The 14,308-nt window shown below is 67.3% G+C and carries 15 protein-coding genes; 7 read left to right on the top strand and 8 right to left on the bottom strand.

Features of this window, described 5'->3' with window-relative positions; all coding sequences use genetic code 11:
• Positions 1–237: 237 nt before the first annotated feature.
• A complete protein-coding gene (locus tag BA022_RS05760) occupies positions 238–942 on the top strand; it encodes a YebC/PmpR family DNA-binding transcriptional regulator (protein WP_015913245.1) in 705 nt (234 codons plus the stop codon).
• A 91-nt stretch (positions 943–1,033) separates the two neighbouring features.
• Here BA022_RS05760 and BA022_RS05755 read toward each other — a convergent pair whose 3' ends face one another.
• Positions 1,034–1,735, bottom strand: a complete 702-nt coding sequence (locus BA022_RS05755) for a glutathione binding-like protein (protein WP_088886844.1) — start codon at positions 1,733–1,735, stop codon at positions 1,034–1,036.
• Between the two features lie 72 nt (positions 1,736–1,807).
• Positions 1,808–3,316 (bottom strand): helicase HerA-like C-terminal domain-containing protein, encoded by a 1,509-nt coding sequence (locus BA022_RS05750; RefSeq protein WP_088886843.1) that lies wholly within the window; start codon positions 3,314–3,316, stop codon positions 1,808–1,810.
• 70 nt (positions 3,317–3,386) lie between these two features.
• Between BA022_RS05750 and BA022_RS05745 the strand changes: the two genes are divergently transcribed.
• From BA022_RS05745 to BA022_RS05720, 6 genes are all read left to right on the top strand, one after another.
• On the top strand, positions 3,387–4,106 hold the full coding sequence (locus BA022_RS05745) for a YebC/PmpR family DNA-binding transcriptional regulator (protein ID WP_011805149.1): 720 nt from the start codon (positions 3,387–3,389) through the stop codon (positions 4,104–4,106).
• A 21-nt stretch (positions 4,107–4,127) separates the two neighbouring features.
• The gene (gene purD, locus BA022_RS05740) at positions 4,128–5,414 is read left to right on the top strand and encodes a phosphoribosylamine--glycine ligase (protein WP_015913248.1); all 1,287 of its coding nucleotides are present in this window, start codon (positions 4,128–4,130) and stop codon (positions 5,412–5,414) included.
• Entirely contained in the window at positions 5,411–6,400 is a 990-nt protein-coding gene (gene hemF, locus BA022_RS05735; protein ID WP_088886842.1) for an oxygen-dependent coproporphyrinogen oxidase, read from the top strand. The genes purD and hemF overlap by 4 nt, the downstream gene beginning before the upstream one ends.
• A 170-nt stretch (positions 6,401–6,570) precedes the next feature.
• Complete coding sequence (gene rsfS / locus BA022_RS05730) at positions 6,571–7,398, top strand: ribosome silencing factor (protein ID WP_088886841.1); 828 nt, start codon at positions 6,571–6,573, stop codon at positions 7,396–7,398.
• A gap of 15 nt (positions 7,399–7,413) precedes the next feature.
• Positions 7,414–7,881: a 23S rRNA (pseudouridine(1915)-N(3))-methyltransferase RlmH gene (gene rlmH / locus BA022_RS05725; protein ID WP_015913251.1), complete on the top strand. Its 468-nt coding sequence runs from the start codon at positions 7,414–7,416 to the stop codon at positions 7,879–7,881.
• 51 nt (positions 7,882–7,932) lie between these two features.
• Positions 7,933–8,559, top strand: coding sequence for a Maf family protein (locus BA022_RS05720; protein WP_088886840.1), 627 nt, complete (start codon positions 7,933–7,935; stop codon positions 8,557–8,559).
• 27 nt (positions 8,560–8,586) lie between these two features.
• Here the strand turns inward: BA022_RS05720 and BA022_RS05715 are convergent, their stop codons facing one another.
• Genes BA022_RS05715 through ahbB (BA022_RS05690) form a run of 6 tightly spaced genes read right to left on the bottom strand, consistent with a single transcriptional unit; the run spans position 8,587 to position 14,305 of the window.
• Positions 8,587–9,351, bottom strand: coding sequence for a Crp/Fnr family transcriptional regulator (locus BA022_RS05715; protein WP_088886839.1), 765 nt, complete (start codon positions 9,349–9,351; stop codon positions 8,587–8,589).
• A 53-nt stretch (positions 9,352–9,404) separates the two neighbouring features.
• A complete protein-coding gene (locus BA022_RS05710; protein WP_228403725.1) occupies positions 9,405–11,102 on the bottom strand; it encodes a cytochrome D1 domain-containing protein in 1,698 nt (565 codons plus the stop codon).
• Positions 11,095–12,315: a heme d1 biosynthesis radical SAM protein NirJ gene (nirJ, locus tag BA022_RS05705; protein ID WP_088886837.1), complete on the bottom strand. Its 1,221-nt coding sequence runs from the start codon at positions 12,313–12,315 to the stop codon at positions 11,095–11,097. Before nirJ ends, BA022_RS05710 begins: the two co-directional genes overlap by 8 nt.
• Positions 12,316–12,317: 2 nt before the next feature.
• Positions 12,318–12,800: a siroheme decarboxylase subunit beta gene (gene ahbB, locus BA022_RS05700; protein ID WP_088886836.1), complete on the bottom strand. Its 483-nt coding sequence runs from the start codon at positions 12,798–12,800 to the stop codon at positions 12,318–12,320.
• Entirely contained in the window at positions 12,790–13,272 is a 483-nt protein-coding gene (locus BA022_RS05695) for an Lrp/AsnC family transcriptional regulator (protein WP_015913256.1), read from the bottom strand. The genes ahbB (BA022_RS05700) and BA022_RS05695 overlap by 11 nt, the downstream gene beginning before the upstream one ends.
• The gene (gene ahbB, locus BA022_RS05690; RefSeq protein ID WP_088886835.1) at positions 13,259–14,305 is read right to left on the bottom strand and encodes a siroheme decarboxylase subunit beta; all 1,047 of its coding nucleotides are present in this window, start codon (positions 14,303–14,305) and stop codon (positions 13,259–13,261) included. Before ahbB (BA022_RS05690) ends, BA022_RS05695 begins: the two co-directional genes overlap by 14 nt.
• Between the last annotated feature and the right edge of the window lie 3 nt (positions 14,306–14,308).

Raw genomic sequence — 14,308 nt, 5'->3', positions numbered from 1 at the left:
GGGCGTCGCTTGCGCGACGGTGCGGCGGTCATCGGGCACAGAGCGAAATCGGCCTGCAGCGCTTGTAGGGCAAGCGCAGGCAGCTATTTGATGCATAGCAAAGAAGCGCCATCTCGCGCGGCGCCACCGGCAGGCGCCCCTCTGTCGCGGTCCAGCCGGTCTGGCGGCGAGGTATACACTTTGCCGCTGCGGCGCAGGCCGCATTTTTTGTTGGCTCCAAGCAAAGGAATCGCAGCCATGGGCGCGCAATGGAAGGCAAAGGGCAAGGCGCTGGTCGCCGATGCCAAGGGCAGGCTTTTTGGGAAGCTGGTCAAGGAAATCATCGTCGCCGCGCGCGCGGGGGCCGACCCGGCCGGCAATTCGCGCCTGCGCCTGGCCATCGAGGCGGCGCGCAAGGCGTCCATGCCCAAGGACACGCTGGAGCGTGCCATCAAGAAGGGTTCGGGCGTGGGGGGTGACGCGGTGAACTACGAGCGCGTGATCTACGAGGGCTTTGCCCCGCACCAGGTGCCGGTGATGGTGGAATGCCTGACCGACAACGTGAACCGCACGGCGCCCGAGATGCGCGTGTGCTTTCGCAAGGGGCAGATGAGCGCCGTGGCCTGGGACTTCGACCACGTGGGCATGATCGAGGGCGAGCCCGAGCAAGCCGGCGCCGACGCGGAGTTGGCCGCCATTGAGGCCGGTGCCCAGGACTTCGAGCCCGGCGAGGAAGAAGGTCAGACCCTGTTCCTGACCGACCCCTCGGACCTGGACGCGGTGGCCAAGGCATTGCCGGGCTTCGGCTTCAAGGTGCTGTCGGTCAAGCTGGGCTACAAGGCCAAGAACCCGGTGAGCATGGCCAGCCTTTCGCCCGAGGCGCAGGAGGAAGTGCAGGCTTTCCTGGCGGGCATCGAGAACAACGACGACGTGCAGAACGTGTTCGTGGGGCTTGTGGACTGATGCACGCCATGTACCGTGCCGCCAAGGCCCCCGTCCACCCACGAAAAAGCCGCTGAACAGCGGCTTTTTTTCATGGCGCCTCGGTGCTTGGTTAGCGGCGCACCGTGCCGGCGTCCTGGCCGAAGAGGATCTTCTTGGCCGCCTCGTCCACCGTGGGCGCGGTATTGATGGTCTGTGCCAGCGCGTAGGCGCGGCCGGTGGCGGGTCGTGCCTGGATGCGCTCGAACCAGGCCCGCAGGTGCGGGAAATCCGCCAGGTCCTGGCGCTGCCTCTCATGCGGCACGATCCAGGGGTAGCAGGCCATGTCGGCAATGGAATAGTCCCCTGCGATGTAGTCGCGCCCGTCGGCCAGGTGCTTGTCCAGCACACCGTACAGGCGCGCGGTTTCCTTCACGTAGCGGTCGATGGCGTAGGGCACTGGCTCGGGCGCGTATTGCGTGAAGTGGTGGTTCTGCCCGGCCATGGGCCCCAGGCCGCCCATCTGCCAGAACAGCCATTGCAGCGCCTCGTTGCGCCCGCGCAGGTCCTGCGGGATGAACCGGCCGGTCTTGTCGGCCAGGTACAGCAGGATGGCGCCGGACTCGAACACCGACAGCGGCGCGCCGCCATCCGCGGGCGCCTGGTCCACGATGGCGGGGATGCGGTTGTTGGGCGCGATGCGCAGGAAGTCCGGCGCGAACTGCTCGCCCCGGCCGATGTTCACCGGGTGCACGCGGTAGGGCAGGCCGCTTTCTTCCAGGAAGAGGGTGATCTTGTGGCCGTTGGGCGTGGTCCAGTAGTACAGGTCGATCATCGGATGCTCCTTAAATAATAGCTGTTAGCGCTTGATAGATGGGCGCTGGAGCTGAATTTGGCTTGGAATGCCTCAACGCTTCCTACCGCCGAAGATGCCGCCCAGCACGCCGCGCAGTATTTCCTTGCCCAGGCTGGTGCCCATGGTGCGTACGGCCGACTTGGCCATGGTCTGCACCAGGCCGTCGCGCTTGCCGCCGCGCGGCCCGGTGCTGCCGAACAGCACGTCGTTCAGGCCGCCCATGAGGCCGCTGTCGCCCTGTGCCGTGCCGTTGCCGGGGGCGCTGGGGGCGTTGCTGGCAGCCTGCTCGGCGCGGCCGCGCAGCTTCTCGTAGGCAGATTCGCGGTCCACGGCCTGCTCGTAGGTGCCCGCGACGAGCGATCCGCCGATGAGTGCGCGGCGTTGCACGTCGGTGATGGGGCCGATCTGGCTGCCGGGCGGCAGCACGTACACGCGCTCGGTCTCGCTGGGGCGGCCCTTGGCGTCGAGAAAGCTCACCAGCGCCTCGCCCACGGCCAGCTCGGTGATGGCGGCCTCGATGTCCAGGCCCGCCTTGGGGCGCATGGTGGTGGCCGTGGCCTTCACGGCCTTCTGGTCGCGTGGGGTGAAGGCGCGCAGCGCGTGCTGCACGCGGTTGCCCAGCTGGGCCAGCACGCTGTCGGGGATGTCCAGCGGGTTCTGGGTGACGAAATACACGCCGACCCCTTTGGAACGCACCAAGCGCACCACCAGTTCGATACGCTCCACGAGCACCTTGGGCGCCTCGTTGAACAGCAGGTGGGCTTCGTCGAAGAAGAACACCAGCTTGGGCTTTTCGGGGTCGCCGATCTCGGGCAGTTGTTCGAACAGCTCCGACAGCATCCACAGGAGGAACGTGGCGTACAGGCGCGGCGAATTCATCAGCTTGTCGGCCGCCAGGATGTTGACCACGCCGCGCCCGTCCACGGTCTGCATGAAGTCCTGGATGTTGAGCATGGGCTCGCCAAAGAACTGGTCGCCGCCCTGCGTCTCGATCTGCAGCAGCCCGCGCTGGATGGCGCCCACGCTGGCCGTGGAGATGTTCCCGTACTCGGTGGTGAAGTCCTTGGCGTTGTCGCCCACGTAGGTGAGCATGGCGCGCAGGTCCTTCAGGTCCAGCAGCAGCAGGCCGTTGTCGTCCGCGATCTTGAACACCAGGTTCAGCACGCCCAGCTGGGTTTCGTTCAGGTTCAGCATGCGCCCCAGCAAGAGCGGCCCCATGTCCGAGATGGTGGCGCGCACGGGGTGGCCCTGCGTGCCGAACACGTCCCACAGCGTGGTGGGGCAGGCCGTGGGCTCGGGCGCGGCCAAGCCGCGGTCGGCCAGCGTCTTGCCCAGCTTCTCGCCAATGCTGCCCTTCTGGCTGATGCCGGTGAGATCGCCCTTCACGTCGGCCATGAACACCGGCACGCCGATGCGCGAGAACTGCTCGGCCAGCGTCTGCAGCGTCACGGTCTTGCCGGTGCCGGTGGCGCCGGTGATCAGGCCGTGCCGGTTGGCCAGGCCCGGCAGCAGGTGGCATTGCGTGGAATCATGCTGTGCAATCAGGAGAGGTTCGGACATGGCGGTAGTGATGGGGTGAGTCAAAAGTAAAATCGCGGCCGCAAGATTAAATCAATCAAAGGACGCTGCAGTGGCAGGACACAGTAAATGGGCCAACATCCAGCACCGCAAGGGGCGCCAGGATGAAAAGCGCGGAAAGATCTGGACCCGCATCATTCGTGAAATCACCGTCGCGGCGCGCACGGGTGGCGGCGACCCCTCGGCCAACCCGCGTCTGCGCCTGGCCATCGACAAGGCCAAGGCCGCCAACATGCCGGCCGACCGCATCAAGTACAACATCGACAAGGCCTCGGGCACGCTGGAAGGCGTGAGCTACGAGGAAATCCGCTACGAGGGCTACGGCATCGGCGGCGCCGCGATCATCGTGGACACCATGACCGACAACCGCGTGCGCACCGTGGCCGAAGTGCGCCACGCCTTCAGCAAGTACGGCGGCAACATGGGCACGGAAGGCTCGGTGGCCTTTCAGTTCAAGAACGTGGGCCAGATCATCTTCGCCCCCGGCACCAGCGAGGACAAGGTCATGGAAGTGGCCCTGGAGGCGGGCGCCGAGGACGTGATCACCGATGATGAGGGTGCCATCGAGGTGCTGACCGCGCCCGGCGATTTCGAGGCGGTGCGCGATGCGCTGGGGGCTGCGGGCCTTCAGCCGGAGGTGGCCGAGGTCACCATGCGCCCCGAGAACACCATCGCCCTGGAGGGCGACGATGTCGCGCGCATGCAAAAGCTCCTGGACATGATCGAAGACCTCGACGATGTGCAAGAGGTCTACCACAACGCAGAGCTCTAGGAACTTGAGCACCGACACCCTATGAAAATCCTAGTCATTGGCGGCGGCGGCCGGGAACACGCACTGGCCTGGAAGCTGAGCCAGTCCCCCAAGACCTCCAAGGTGTACGTGGCGCCCGGCAACGGCGGCACGGCGCTGTCGCCAAAGTATGAGAACGTGCCCATCAGCGACGTGACGGCCCTGCGCGAGTGGGCGCAGGCGCAGAAGATCGCGCTCACCGTGGTCGGCCCCGAGGCACCTCTGGCCGCTGGCGTGGTGGACGAGTTCCGTACCCACGGCCTGCGCATCTTCGGCCCCACGCAGGCTGCCGCGCAACTGGAAAGCTCCAAAGCCTTCTCCAAGGCTTTCATGAAGCGCCACGGCATCCCCACGGCCGAGTACGAGACCTTCACCGACCCGCAGGCCGCGCATGCCTACGTGAACCGTCTGGGCGCACCCATCGTCATCAAGGCCGACGGCCTGGCGGCGGGCAAGGGCGTAGTGGTAGCCATGACGCTGCAGGAGGCCCACGACGCCGTGGACTTCATGCTGGTGGACAACAAGTACGGCGTTGCCCACAACGAAGGCGGCGCCCGCGTGGTGATCGAGCAGTTCCTCGAAGGTGAGGAAGCCTCGTTCATCGTGCTGTGCGACGGCAAGAACGTCCTGGCGCTGGCCACCAGCCAGGACCACAAGCGCCTGAAGGATGGCGACCAAGGCCCCAACACCGGTGGCATGGGCGCGTATTCGCCTGCGCCGGTGGTCACGGCCGACGTGCATGCGCGCGCCATGCGCGAGGTGATCCTGCCCACCATCCGTGGCATGGAAAAAGACGGCATCCCCTACACGGGCTTTCTGTATGCCGGCCTGATGATCGACGCGACGGGCCATCCCAAAACGCTGGAGTTCAACTGCCGCATGGGTGACCCCGAGACACAGCCCATCCTCATGCGCCTCAAAAGCGACCTGGTGGAGGTGCTGGGGGCGGCCGTGGACGGCAAGCTCGACCAGGTGGAACTGCAGTGGGATCGCCGCACGGCGCTGGGCGTGGTGATGGCTGCCCAGGGCTATCCCGAGAACCCGCGCAAGGGCGATGCCATCACCGGCCTGCCGCAGGACGCGGACGACGCCATGGTCTTCCACGCCGGCACACAGCTCGTGGATGGCGTGGTGCGTACCAGTGGCGGGCGCGTGCTGTGCGTGACGGCGCTGGCCGACAGCGTCAAGCAGGCACAGCAGCGTGTGTATGACGTGGCGCGCGGCATTCACTTCGACGGCGCGCAGTACCGCCACGACATTGGCCACCGCGCGGTGAAGGCCAACGGATGACCACACAAAAACCCACCTTCAACACGGCGGACACCGTGGCCCGCGTGCGCGGCTATCTGGAGGGCCTGCAGGCGCGCATCACCAGCGCGCTGGAGGACATCGAGGGGCCGCAAAGCCAGGGCGGGGCGCGCTTTCGGTCCGATGCCTGGCGGCGCGAAAGCGGCTCTGCACTGCAGGGCGACGGCATCACGCGCATCCTGGAAGGTGGGCGCGTGTTCGAGCGCGCGGGCTGCGGCTTCTCGCATGTGAGCGGGCCGCGCCTGCCGCCCTCGGCCACGCAGCACCGGCCGGAGCTGGCGGGTGCGCCGTTCGAGGCCATGGGCGTGTCGCTGGTGTTTCACCCGCGCAACCCCTATGTGCCCACGGTGCACATGAACGTGCGCATGATCGCAGCCGGCACAGGTGCGGCCGGCACAGGTGCGACGGGTCAGGCAGGCCAGGGCCCCATCTGCTGGTTCGGCGGCGGCATGGACCTCACGCCGTACTACGGTTTCGACGAGGATGCGGTGCACTTTCACCGTGCCTGCCGCGATGCGCTCGCACCCTTCGGCGAAGGCCTGTACCCGCGCTTCAAGACCTGGTGCGACGAGTACTTCTACCTTAAGCACCGCAATGAGCAGCGCGGCGTGGGCGGCATCTTCTTTGACGACTTCGCGGAGCTGGGCTTCGAGCAGAGCCTGGCCATGACGCAGAGCGTGGGCGATGCCTTCCTGGGCGCCTACCTGCCCATCGTGCAGCGGCGCATGCACATGGGCCATGGCGAGCGCGAACGCGAGTTCCAGCTCTACCGGCGTGGCCGCTATGTGGAGTTCAACCTGGTGTGGGACCGCGGCACGCACTTCGGCCTGCAGTCGGGCGGGCGCACGGAATCCATCCTGCTGTCCATGCCGCCGCTGGCGGCCTGGTCCTACCAGCGCGAGCCGCAGCCGGGTTCGCCCGAGGCGCTGTTGACCGAGCGCTTTCTGCAGCGCCGCGACTGGATCTGAGTGTGTGAGCGCGGGTAACTATAATTTCAATAGCTGCCTGCGCTTGATCATCAAGCGCCAGACCCGTTTTTGATATCTGAAACATGCCCTGACAACCGCTCCGCGCCCCCCTTGGCCGTGGCGGTGCTTGCAGGCTATATTGATTCCATTCCTTCACTGAAGACCACCTGATGACCACTTCCAGCAAATCGGAAACCGCCGCCAAGAAAGACGTCACCAAGCTCCAGCGCGCCATCGTCGATGGCCTGGAAGACGTCAAGGCGCAAGACATCCAGGTCTTCAACACCGAGCATCTCTCGCCGCTGTTCGAGCGCGTGGTCGTCGCCACCGGCAGCTCCAACCGCCAGACCAAGGCGCTGGCGGCCAGCGTGCGCGACGCCGTGCGCAAGGCCGGGTTCCCCAAGCCGCGCAGCGAGGGCGAGGACAACGGCGAATGGATCATCGTGGACTGCGGCCAGGCCGTGGTGCATGTCATGCAGCCCGCCATCCGCCAGTACTACCGGCTGGAGGAGATCTGGGGCGAGAAGCCTGTGCGCCTGAAGCTGGGCGCTGCCAAGCCGCGCAAGATCATGGCCTCGGAAGGCGACGACGAGGCGCCCGCGCGCAAGCCGGCTGCCAAGAAGGCAGCAGCCAAGCCAGCCACGAAGTCCGCCACAGGCAAGAAGCCGGCCAAGGCAGCGACCCCCTCGGCCGCCAAGCCGACAGCGAAGGCCGCAGGGAAGACCGCATCCAAGCCCGCTGCCAAGCTCGCCAGCAAGGCACCCGCTAAGGCACCGGTCAAGGCCGCATCCAAGCCCGCAGCGAAGAAGACCACGGCAAAGCCCGTGGCGGCGAAGAAGCCCGCCGTCAAGAGCGCGGTGAAAACCGTCGTGGTGAACAAGCCCGTGGCCAAGAAGGCGCCCGTCAAGGCCGCAGCCAATACCACCGCACGCAAGCCGGCCGCCAAATCTACCGGCAAGGCCACCGCGAAGAAGGCCCCCGCACGCAAGAAGGCCTGAGGCCTTTGCTGACCCATGAAGCTGCTGATCGTGGCCGTGGGCCAGCGGGTTCCCGACTGGGCGCAGACGGCCTATGACGACTATGCCAAGCGATTCCCGCCCGAGCTGAAGGTCGAGCTCAAGGCCGTCAAGACCGAGCCGCGCGGCTCCAAGACGCTGGAGACGCTCTATGCTGCCGAGCGCGAGCGTATCGAAGCGGCCATCCCGCGTGGCACGCGTGTGGTGGTGCTGGACGAGCGGGGCACGAGTCTCACCACCAAGGCCCTGGCCCAGCGGCTGAAGGACTGGCAGCTCGGGGGGGATGATGTGGCCCTGGTGATCGGCGGTCCCGATGGGCTGGAGCCTGCGTTTCGGCAGGCCGCGCATGAGCGCATCCGCCTGTCGGACTTGACGCTGCCGCATGCCATGGTGCGCGTGTTGCTTATCGAGCAGCTCTACCGCGCCTGGTCGGTGAATGCCGGGCACCCGTACCATCGCGAATAACTTCAGATTTGATAGCTGCTCGCGCTTGCTGGTCGGGCGCTGGAGGCCCATTTGACTCAAGAACACCGCTTCATCTACCTGGCCTCCCAGAGCCCGCGGCGCCGCCAGTTGCTGGAGCAGTTGGGGGTGCGCCATGAGCTGCTGCTGCCCAACGCGGCGGGGGACGAGGCCGAGGATGCCGAGGCCATCGAAGCCGTGCTGCCTGGTGAGACGCCCACGACCTATGTCGAGCGGGTGACGGGGCTCAAGCTGGACGCTGCCGTGGTGCGCCATGCGCGGCGCGGGCTGTCGCCAGGGCCCATTCTGTGCTCCGACACCACCGTGGCCCTGGGCCGCACCATCTACGGCAAGCCCGAGGATGCGCACGACGCGGTGCGTATGCTGGGGGAGCTGGCGGGGCATGAACACCGCGTATTGACGGCCGTGGCGCTGCAGGTGGGTCCCCGACGCCTCACGGCGCTGTCAGTCTCGCGCGTGCGCTTTGCGCCCATGTCGCGGGCGCAGATCGAGGACTACGTGGCTACGGGCGAGCCGCTGGGCAAGGCGGGCGCCTATGCGATCCAGGGGCGCGCCGCCGCCTATGTGGAGCACCTGTCGGGCAGTTACTCCGGCATCATGGGCCTGCCCATGTATGAGGCGGCGCGCCTGTTGCGCGCGGCGGGAGTGCTGGCCGTCTAGGCGCAGCCTGTCAGGCCCGGAGCCTGGTTACATCGGGTATTTCGCCAGGCGCGCCGTATCCGGGATGTGGATGTCGCGCTTGTCGATGTGGATCAGGCCGGCGGCCTCCAGGTCGTGCAGTACGCGAGAGAAATACTCGGGCGTGATCGACAGCCGCGAAGCGATGGTGGCCTTGCTCACCGGCAGCGAGATGCTGCGCGCGCTGGCTGGCGGCGCGGGAGCAACGGACTGCAGTGCCGCGCGGGCCGGGCATTGTGGCGGCACAGGCGCGGCAGGGGGATGGGGCGCGTCCTCGGGCAGGGCGTGCAGCAGGTAGCCGATCACGCGCTGCGCGCCGTTGTGCAGCGTATAGGTCTGCACGTCATGCACCAGGCCGTGCAGGCGGCGCGAGATGCCGGCGAGCATGCGCATGGCAAAGCGCGGCTCGCTCTCGATCTCGCGCACCACGGCCGCCTTGCCTACGGAGAGCAGCAGGGTATCGGTCAGGGCCTGGGCGTTCACGATATAGGGACGATCAGTAAACATCAGCGCCTCGGCGAAGCTGATGCCGGGGCCGGCAAGCTCGATCACCTTCTCCTGCCCCGCTGGCGACAGTGCAAACAGCTTCACCTGCCCCATTACGGTGACGTGGAATTCCTCGCAGGGCATGCCAACGCTGAACACCATCTCGCCGCGCGCATAGCGGCGTAGCCGGCAACCCGTGCCCAGGCGTTCCAGCTCCTGGGGTGCCATTTCCTGGAACAGGGGCAGCGCCGCAAGGTAGCGCGGTATGTCGAAGTGCGCGATGTCCATGCGCGCATTACAGGGGAGACCCCTAGGTTTTGACTTGATCTATCTCAAATCGTTCAGTGCGATGTGCCCTCACTGCGGGTGATCTTGTTCCAGACGTTGTATTTCCCCACGGGCTTTTTCATGGGCAGGCGCTTGACTTCCTTGAAGGTGGCGGCGTCGTAGACCACCAGTGCGCCGTCCATTTCCCAGACACTGGCGAGGGCGTAGCGGCCATCGCGGGTGAACTCGATGTGCGCCAGCGTCTTGCCGGGCTCGCGCACCTGGGCCACCGGCTGCAGCGTGCGCTTGTCGATGATGGTCAGAGTGTCCTTGGCCGTGGGGCTCATCATGGAGTCGGTCCAGGCGTAGGGCGTGTCCTCATGGCTGCGCATGAAGAAACCCGGGCCGGGCGTGGCGATGGTGCGTACCGTCTTCCAGGTCTGCATGTCGATGACGTCCACGGCCCCGCCGCCCAGGTTGGGGCTGGCCAGCACAGTGGTGTCGCCCCAGGCGAAGGTGATGCCCGAGCCCAGGTGCGGCATGCCGGCGATGGGCAGATCGGCCACCTTGCGCCGGATGTCCAGGTTTACGACCTGCGCGCTTGCGCGTTCGTCGGCGCCACTGCGCGGGCGCGTGGCGCCGAGTACGTGGCGGTAGGACTGGTCGAAGAAGAAGTCGTCCAGCGGCTCGCTCAGGGGGGTGCGCCGCACGCCCAGGTAGCCGGGCTTGGCGATGGCCTCTCCCATCTTGTAGTCGTGCACCAGACCATCGTAGATGGGGGCCGCGTTCCGGTCGTACGAGATTTCCCAGAGCTCGGGGATGTCCTTGAGCGCCACCACGAAGCTCTTGCGCGGCGTGGCGTCGTACACGGCCGAAACGCGTGAACTCGCCTTGCCGTCGAGCGTGGCTGCGGCGTATGTCTGCACGAGGTTCAGATCGGCATCGAACAGCGCCAGCGTGTGGGGCAGGTAGTTGGCGGCCATCACCCAGCGCCCGTCGCCGCTCACGGCCACGTTGCGCATGTTCAGGCCCGCGCGTACCTCGGCCACCACGCGCAGGCGCCACAGGTCGTATTTGGTGATCCAGCCGTCGCGCGAACCGAAGAACACGTAGCGCCCGTCCGGCGTGAATTTGGGGCCGCCATGCAGCGCATAGCGGCTGGCAAAGCGCGTGATGACCTCGAAGCGGTCGCCATCGAGCAGCGAGACATGGTGGTCGCCTCCTTCCACGACGAGGAAGAGGTTCATCGGGTCCGCATTCCACTTCGGCTTGGCGGGCTCATCGTCGGGCACGGGCGTGAACGTGCGCGACGCCCGGATATCGTCCTCGCCCCAGCGCGGCGCGGGCACCACGGGGGTACGTACCCACGCGGCCAGGGCGCGAATCTCCGCGTCGCCCAACTGCTCGGAGAACCCGGGCATCTGGGTGGCGGGGCGCCCTTGCTGGATGACGCGCAACACCTCGGCGGGGCGCACGCGCTCCAGGCTCTCGGGCAGCAGCGCGGGGCCCATGATGCCGGTGCGCTGCGCGCCGTGGCATACAGCGCAGTGCTGCTGGTACAGGGCGGGGGCGTTGGGCTGGGCTTCGGTGGTTTGGGCGTGCAGGCCCGTGAGCCAGAACAGACCCAAGGCCGCCAGATACCGGCTCGGCCCAGACCAGCGTGCGCCGCGCAAGGGCCGCTTCGCCGCGGCGGTGTCCACCTTTTTCGCGATAGCGCAGAGAAGGGGGAAGCGGCGTAGCCGCTCAGGGGAATGGGTTTCTAGCTTAAGCATGGGCAATCTCGATCGTGCGGCGGCGCTCGTGCTTGGCAGGGGGCTCGAAGGGGGTGCTGGATGCGCCCACTTCGGCATCGCTGAGGTAGCAGCCGGGGTCCTCGAACCAGGGGTTGCCCGTGAGCTGCTGCGCGCGCACGCGGGTGTTGCCATTGCAGATCGAGAGGTACTGGCAGCCGGCGCAGCGGCCTTGGACAGGGCGCGGGTGCTGCTTGAGCCCCGCCATGAGCGGGTCGCTGGTGTCGTTCCAGATCTGCGAGAAGGGGCGTTCGCGCACGCTGCCCAGGTCGTGGTGCCACCACATGGTGTCGGGGTGCACATGGCCCAGGTTGTCGATATTGGCCACCATCTGGCCGCTGGCATTGCCGCCCCAGGCCACCAGGCGCTGGCGCAAGGCGTCTTCCCATTGCGGCAGGTGCTCGCGCGCCCATTGCAGCAAATAGGGACCATCGGCATCGTTGTTGCCGCTCACGTAGTCGTCCAGGCTGCCGGCCTGGGCATCGGCCCAGGCGTGGTTGAACAGCAGGTCCATGGCCTGGCGTGTGGCCTGGTGGTGCGCGTCCTTGTCGCGGTGGATGTTGCCACGCCCCGCGTAGTTCAGGTGCGAGAAGTAGAACTTGTTGGCGCCCTCATCCTTCATGAGCTGCAGCAGCGCGGGCAGATCGTGTGCATTCAGCGCTGTCATGGTGAAGCGCAGGCCCACCTTGACGTTGTGCGTGGCCAGGTAGCGGATGGCGGCCAGGCTGCGGTCGAACGCACCGTCCAGACGGCGGAACTTGTCGTGCGTGGGCTTCAGGCCATCCAAGCTGATGCCCACGTAGTCGAAGCCCGCGCCAGCGATGCGCGCGGCCATGGGTGCGTCGATCAGCGTGCCGTTGGTCGAAAGGCCGGTATAGAAGCCCAGGTCACGCGCGCGCGCAGCAATCTCGAAGAGGTCGGGGCGCAGCAGTGGCTCGCCGCCCGAGAGGATGAGCGCAGGCACGCCGAAGGCCTTGAGGTCGTCCATGACGGTGTATACCTCTTGCAACGACAGCTCTCCAGCGTAGTCGTGGTCGGCCGAGAGCGCGTAGCAGTGCTTGCAGGTGAGGTTGCAGCGCCGGATCAGGTTCCAGATGACCACGGGGCCGCGCGCGTGCCGTTCGCGCGAAGTGGGGTAGGTTCCGGTGGCTTGGGCCTGGGCGAGTTCACGCAGGTACTGGCTGATGCGAAACATGGTCAGTCTTCCTTGAGGCGCAGGCCGGTCTTCTTGAGGATGGCCGTGGAGTACAGGATGTCGTGGGCGCGGCAGGCATCGCCCAGCAGGCCGGCAATCTGCTCGGCCTGTTGCTCGACATGCGCGCGGCTGGGGCCATGCAGCATGGCAAACAGGTTGTAGGGCCAGTGGGGCAGGTGGCGCGGGCGGCGGTAGCAGTGGCTCACGCCCGGCAGCGCGGCGACTTGGCGGCCCAGCGCGGCGACCTGGGTATCCTCCACGTCCCACACGCTCATGCCGTTGGCCGTGTAGCCCAGGCGGTAATGGTTGGGCACCGCGCCGATGCGGCGCACCAGGCCCTCGTCGATCATCCGGGCCAGGCGCTCGCGCACCTGCTCGCCAGGCACGCCCAGCATGGCGCCCACGGCTTCGTAGGGGCGCGCCACCAGCGGCAGCCCGCCCTGCGTGGCGGCGATCAGCGCACGGTCGAAGGCATCAAGCGCCATGGTGTTCTCCGGTGGACTGCGCCGGCAGGGGCGGCAGGCGCAACTCCACGAAATACTCTTCTTCCTTGGGAAAGGCGTAGACCGGCAGGCCAGTCGCGGCTTCGATGCGTGCCAGGGTCTCGCGCGCCAGCGCGGGGGACTCGGCCGCCACCACGAACCACATGTTCAGCGCATGCTCGCGGCGGTAGTTGTGCGCCACCTCGGTGAAGGCATTGACGGCAGCGCACACGGCGTCAAAACGATCCTCGGGCACAGCCATGGCCGCGAGGACGAATTGGCCGCCTGCGCGTTCGATCTGGAACAGCGGGCCGAAGCGCGTGAGCACACCCTGGGCGAGCAGGCGGTGCAGGCGTTCGATGACCTGCTCTTCGGTCCAGCCGATGTCGGCGGCGACGGCGGCGAAAGGGTGGTCCACCAGCGGAAAGCCGCCGTGCAGGTGGTCGATCAGCCGAGCGTCTTCAGGGGAGAGCATCGACGGCCTCCTGCATGGGTTCGGGAATGGCATGGGGCGCATGGTGGGCAAACCGCCGCGCACCCGTCTGTTTGAAGCGCCGTAACGAAAACAGCACGGCGCTGGGGCAAGTGGCCAGGCCCGCCTGGGCCACGGCCTGCGCCAGCTGGGTATGCACCGCTGCGCGGTCGCGCCCATGCACCATGCAGTACAGGTTGTAGCGCCAGTCCGGCGTGCGCGCACGGCGGTACGCCAGCGTTACGCCGTGCGCATGGGCCAGGGCCATGCCGTGGGTGTCCACGTGGTCGTCCGGCACGTCGAACACCGCCATGGCATTCGCTGTGTAGCCCAGTTCATGGTGACGCACCACCACGCCGAAGCGGCTGAGCAGCCCTTCGTCCTGCCAGCGGGCAATGGTGGCCAGCACGGCGGGCGTGCTGCTGTGGAGCTGGTCGGCCCATACGTCATAGGGCCGCTCGGTCAGCGGCAGGCCCTGCTCGGCCAGCGCGGCCAGGGGCCAGTCTTCGGGAGCCAGGGGGGTGCGTGCGCGGCCCGTGGGGCCCGTGGTGCCGACGCCGTCCCCCACGCCTGCGGACGTCCTCTCCAGGTCGAAGGCGGTGTCGATGCGGTAGGGGCGCAGCATGGGCAGGCGCTGCACGGGCAGGCCGGTGGTGTGCTCGATGGACTGGAGCAGGCGCTCCACCTGGTCCGCGTCATGGCCGGTGGCCACGAACCAGAGGTTGGTGGTGTGCTCGCGCTCGTAGTTGTGGTTGACGCCCGGGTGGGCCGACACCGTGGCGGCCACGTCGTCGAGCCGCTCGGGCGGCACGGCCATGGCGGCCAGCAGGGAGGCGCCCCCCGCGCCCGGCGCGAACACCGCGCCGATGCGGCTGAGCGCGCCCGCCTGCCACAACCGTGCGTAGCCGCTGAGCACGACCTCGGCATCCATCCCCAGGCTGTGGCCGATGGCCGCGAAGGGTTCGGCGCACAGGGGAAAGCCGCGCTGCCAGTGGTTGAGCAGCGCGAGGTGGGTTGCGTTCTGGCTGCTCGGCATGGC

Origin of the sequence: Diaphorobacter nitroreducens, assembly GCF_002214645.1 — a bacterium.
Classification (GTDB): domain Bacteria; phylum Pseudomonadota; class Gammaproteobacteria; order Burkholderiales; family Burkholderiaceae_C; genus Diaphorobacter; species Diaphorobacter nitroreducens.
The sequence above is the reverse complement of the archived record's forward strand: the minus strand, read 5'-3'. Positions and strand labels throughout refer to the sequence as shown.

Coding starts and splice junctions, on each gene's coding strand:
- BA022_RS05760 (WP_015913245.1), top strand. CDS start 238: ATGGGCGCGCAATGGAAGGCAAAGGGCAAGGCGCTGGTCGCCGATGCC.
- BA022_RS05755 (WP_088886844.1), bottom strand. CDS start 1,735: ATGATCGACCTGTACTACTGGACCACGCCCAACGGCCACAAGATCACC.
- BA022_RS05750 (WP_088886843.1), bottom strand. CDS start 3,316: ATGTCCGAACCTCTCCTGATTGCACAGCATGATTCCACGCAATGCCAC.
- purD (WP_015913248.1), top strand. CDS start 4,128: ATGAAAATCCTAGTCATTGGCGGCGGCGGCCGGGAACACGCACTGGCC.
- hemF (WP_088886842.1), top strand. CDS start 5,411: ATGACCACACAAAAACCCACCTTCAACACGGCGGACACCGTGGCCCGC.
- rsfS (WP_088886841.1), top strand. CDS start 6,571: ATGACCACTTCCAGCAAATCGGAAACCGCCGCCAAGAAAGACGTCACC.
- rlmH (WP_015913251.1), top strand. CDS start 7,414: ATGAAGCTGCTGATCGTGGCCGTGGGCCAGCGGGTTCCCGACTGGGCG.
- BA022_RS05715 (WP_088886839.1), bottom strand. CDS start 9,351: ATGGACATCGCGCACTTCGACATACCGCGCTACCTTGCGGCGCTGCCC.
- BA022_RS05710 (WP_228403725.1), bottom strand. CDS start 11,102: ATGCTTAAGCTAGAAACCCATTCCCCTGAGCGGCTACGCCGCTTCCCC.
- nirJ (WP_088886837.1), bottom strand. CDS start 12,315: ATGTTTCGCATCAGCCAGTACCTGCGTGAACTCGCCCAGGCCCAAGCC.
- ahbB (WP_088886836.1), bottom strand. CDS start 12,800: ATGGCGCTTGATGCCTTCGACCGTGCGCTGATCGCCGCCACGCAGGGC.
- BA022_RS05695 (WP_015913256.1), bottom strand. CDS start 13,272: ATGCTCTCCCCTGAAGACGCTCGGCTGATCGACCACCTGCACGGCGGC.
- ahbB (WP_088886835.1), bottom strand. CDS start 14,305: ATGCCGAGCAGCCAGAACGCAACCCACCTCGCGCTGCTCAACCACTGG.